General features: G+C 70.0%; 5 protein-coding genes. 3 read left to right on the top strand and 2 right to left on the bottom strand.

Annotated features, from left to right (window positions below; genetic code table 11):
• Nucleotides 1-428 (bottom strand): DUF6359 domain-containing protein (locus tag GSF22_RS31855; RefSeq protein WP_244454519.1); only part of this gene is annotated, 428 nt, incomplete at its 3' end.
• A 196-nt stretch (nt 429-624) separates the two neighbouring features.
• On the opposite strand from GSF22_RS31855, the gene GSF22_RS31860 reads away from it, so the two are divergent.
• Nucleotides 625-1428, top strand: a complete 804-nt coding sequence (locus GSF22_RS31860) for an SGNH/GDSL hydrolase family protein (RefSeq protein WP_208817619.1) — start codon at nt 625-627, stop codon at nt 1426-1428.
• Between the two features lie 622 nt (nt 1429-2050).
• On the top strand, nt 2051-2482 hold the full coding sequence (locus GSF22_RS35905) for a DUF4259 domain-containing protein (RefSeq protein WP_208817620.1): 432 nt from the start codon (nt 2051-2053) through the stop codon (nt 2480-2482).
• A gap of 32 nt (nt 2483-2514) precedes the next feature.
• Here the strand turns inward: GSF22_RS35905 and GSF22_RS31870 are convergent, their stop codons facing one another.
• Nucleotides 2515-3006 (bottom strand): glutathione peroxidase, encoded by a 492-nt coding sequence (locus GSF22_RS31870; RefSeq protein WP_208817621.1) that lies wholly within the window; start codon nt 3004-3006, stop codon nt 2515-2517.
• A gap of 275 nt (nt 3007-3281) precedes the next feature.
• Here GSF22_RS31870 and GSF22_RS31875 point away from each other — a divergent pair.
• On the top strand, nt 3282-3700 hold a 419-nt coding region (locus GSF22_RS31875; RefSeq protein ID WP_208817622.1), incomplete at its 3' end, for a cellulose binding domain-containing protein.

Genomic DNA, 3700 nt, shown 5'->3' on the forward strand with positions numbered 1-3700 from the left:
GTCAGGGTCATCGCCGTCGGGTCCTTCAACCCGCCGTGGGAGAAGTACGCGGTGAGCGTCCCGGTGACGGTGACCGACCGCCCGAGCAGCCCGGGATTGGTCAGCAGACCGAAGGAGCTGCGGTAGGCGCTGGTCACCTGGACGTAGAGCATCCGGGAGGTGCTGGTCTCGGCAGCCGAGTCGGCGATCGCGACGGCGGTGTCGGCGGTGAAGTTCGACCTGATGACCGTGGTCGAGGCGGTCGGTTGGCCGACCACGTACCCGGTGACCGTCGCCGACCGTCCATCCTGGGCGCCGAGGGCCTGGGCCACGGTGAGCGCGGTGGCCGCCGACGCGGACGCCGCCACGACGGGTACGCCGACCACGAGCGCCAGCGCGAAGGCCAGCAGCAGACGTCGGCGGACCCCCGCCGATCTCGCAATATTCATGGATGGCGATGCTAGTCGACGTTCGGTGTCGCGAGAAGGTGTTCGCCGTCAAGGGAGGGTGAACCAGGGGTGTCCGGGTGGGGCGGATGGTGACCCCCTAGCACCCCTAAAGAAATGACGACAGCCTTCCATCTGCAACTATTAAATGATATCTATCTCCCACTGATCACATCCTCCTCACCCCCGGGAGTGCGACGTGCGGAGAACCCGACTCGTAAGCCTCGCCCTGAGCCTGACTGCGGCTCTCGGCGCCACCCTCGCGTTGGCGGTACCCGCCCAGGCGGCGGCCACCGACCACTACGTCGCGCTCGGCGACTCGTACTCCTCTGGGGTCGGTGCCGGAAGCTACACCAGTGAGAGCGGCTCCTGTCAGCGCAGCACCAACGCCTATCCGGCGCTGTACGCGGCCAACATCCGGCCCGCGTCCTACCGGTCGGTCGCCTGCTCGGGCGCCACCACCGCCACCGTCATCAACAGCCAGCTCTCCGCGCTCAGCTCGACCACCACCCTGGTCAGCATCAGCGTCGGTGGCAACGACGTCGGCTTCGCGAACATCATGACCACCTGCGTGCTCTACGGCACCACCGAGTGCGTCGCCGCCGTCGACGCGGCGATGGTCAAGGCCCGCAACCAGCTGCCCGGCCTGCTCGCCAACGTCTACACCGGGATCAGGAGCAAGGCGCCGAACGCCCGCGTGGTGGTCCTCGGCTACCCGGTCTTCTACCAGCTCAACACGGTCTGCGTGGGGCTCAGCGACACCTCGCGGGCCAAGATCAACGAGGGTATCAACCTGGTCGACGACATCACCCGCAGCGCTGCGGTCGCCAAGGGCTTCAAGTTCGCCGACGTGCGCTCGATCTTCGTCGGGCACCAGCTGTGCAGCTACGGTGAGAAGTGGCTGCACGCCCTGAACTACCTCAACCTGGGCATCTCGTACCACCCGACGGCGGCCGGTCAGTCCGGCGGGTACTACCCGGTCTTCCGCTCCGCCGCAGGCTGATCCGGTCCGTTCCGGTCCGTCTGCCCTGACGGATCCACACTGATCGTCCTGCCTGGTCCGGCGGTCGCCTGACCGTCCACCGGAGACCCCGTCGTGCCCCACCGCGTCCGTGCGGTGGGGCGCGACGGTTGTCGTGCACGAGACCTCTCTCCGCGCCCGCGTCCGGGTTTCCGGCAGGGTGCCGGGGCGGCATTCGGCGGTGGCCGGTGCGGAAGCGCCGATGGGTGCGGTCGATCCTGTCGAGCTGCTCCGTTCACGCCAGCACGTGCGGATGTCTCCGTACCGGATGCGCTGAGGGCGGGACCTCTGGGCGGAGGCTGTCGGCGACGTCCCGGCGGCCGTCCGGGGAGGCCCGTGCTGGGCTGCGGGAACGCGGTGACGGCCAGCGCTGGCGGAGACGGAGCAACTCGACAGCGGTCGGGTGGCAGGTGGCTGCCCCAACCGGCCCCGGTGTTGTCGACGAGGCGGGCGGAGAACGTGTCGACGCGGCCGGCGGTGCCGTCGGGTCCAGCGGTCGGGCAAAGGTCCACCCCCGGCGGATTCCGGTGTCCGTCCGTTCGTGTCGGACCGGTGCGCTACGGTCTGCGGCACACGATCATCAGGGTGGAAGGTGGGTCCGACCGTGGGTACCTGGGCTGCGGGGCCGTTCGACAACGACGCGGCGGCGGACTGGTGTGGTGCGCTCGACGACGCGGAGCCGGCGGCGCGCGTGGCCATGGTCGAGCGGATCCTCCGGGAGGTCGTCGACGAGCGGGACTACCTCGACTCGTGGCCGGCGGCGAAGGCGGTCGCTGCGGCTGCCATCGTGGCCGGTCAACTGCCTGGCGGCCCGCCGGTCGACTCGGCGTACGCTCCGGACTTCGTCACGGCGGGCGGGCGGCTCGACCTGCCGGTGCACGTGCCGGCCCTCGCTGTGCAGGCCCTCGACCGGGTGCTCGCGGCCGACTCCGAGCTGCGTGAGCTCTGGGACGAGTCGGACGGCGCGGCGGCCCTGATCGCCGAACTGGCGCCGATCCGGGCCGTGCTGGAGTCGGCGGTGCCGACCCGTCCCTAGCCGGGGGTCCGCTTCCGCGTGCCGACCCGTCCCTAGCCGACCGGCAGCACGCGTTCGACCGCGGCGCGTAGTTCGGGTGAGCCCGGCTCGACCGTGGGCGCGAACCGGGCTGCCACGGCGCCGTCCGGAGCCACCAGGAACTTCTCGAAGTTCCACCGGATGTCACCGGTGTGCCCGTCGGCGTCCGGAGTGGAGACGAGCGCGGTGTAGAGCGGGTGCCGGCCGGGTCCGTTGACCTCCACCTTCTCCGTCAGCGGGAAGGTCACCCCGTAGTTCACCTGGCAGAAGTCGGCGATCTCGTCGGCGTTGCCCGGCTCCTGCCCGGCGAACTGGTTGCAGGGTACCCCGAGGACCACCAGGCCACGGTCGGCGTACTCGTCGGCGAGCGCCTGAAGTCCGGCGTACTGCGGGGTCAGGCCGCATTTCGAGGCGACGTTGACGACGAGCAGGGCCCGGCCCCGGTACCCGGCCAGGTTGGCTGATCCACCGGTCAGCGCGCCGATTTCGGTGTCGAAGATGGTCATGCCGGCGAGGTTACCCGGCTCCTGTGGCGCCCGGCGGTGGTACGCCCCGCTCCCTCGTCCAGCGGCGCCCCGCTCCCTCGTCCAGCGGCGCCTCGGTCTCCCGTCCGGTGGCGACCCGGCTCCCTCGCCGAGCAGCGCCCCCGCTCCCGGGCAGGCCAGAGCCGATCTTGGGTCGGCAAAGAATCGAAAGATGGACATCTTGACGAACTGATGACCTCGTGAGTAGCGTCTCACTAACTTTCTGGAAGGTTTCCTAACTATTAGGGAGACGCCGCATGAAGAGATCAATCCGCCGGGCCTTCTGGGCCGGTGCCGTGGCCGTGGTGGCCATGGCTGCGGTGCCGATGACCTCGGCCCTCGGCGCCGGAAGCGTTACCGCCACCTTCACCATGACCCAGGACTGGGGGACCGGGCACGGGGCCAACGTGACCGTGGCCAACGGCTCGGACGCCTCGGTGAGCACCTGGCGCATCGAGTTCGACCTGCCCGCCGGCAGCGCCATCAGCAGCTTCTGGGACGCCGACGTCACGCGCACCGGCAACCACTACGTCGCGGTGAAGAAGAGCTGGGCCGGTCCGCTCGCCCCCGGTGCCTCCACCAGTTGGGGCTACAACGGCACCGGTCCGTACGCCGCGCCGTTGAACTGCACCATCAACGGTGCTCCCTGCGGCGGTGGCGGCACCCCGCCCACGAC

This window comes from Micromonospora echinofusca, assembly GCF_017614955.1.
In the GTDB taxonomy this organism is placed as follows: Bacteria; Actinomycetota; Actinomycetes; order Mycobacteriales; family Micromonosporaceae; genus Micromonospora; species Micromonospora echinofusca_A.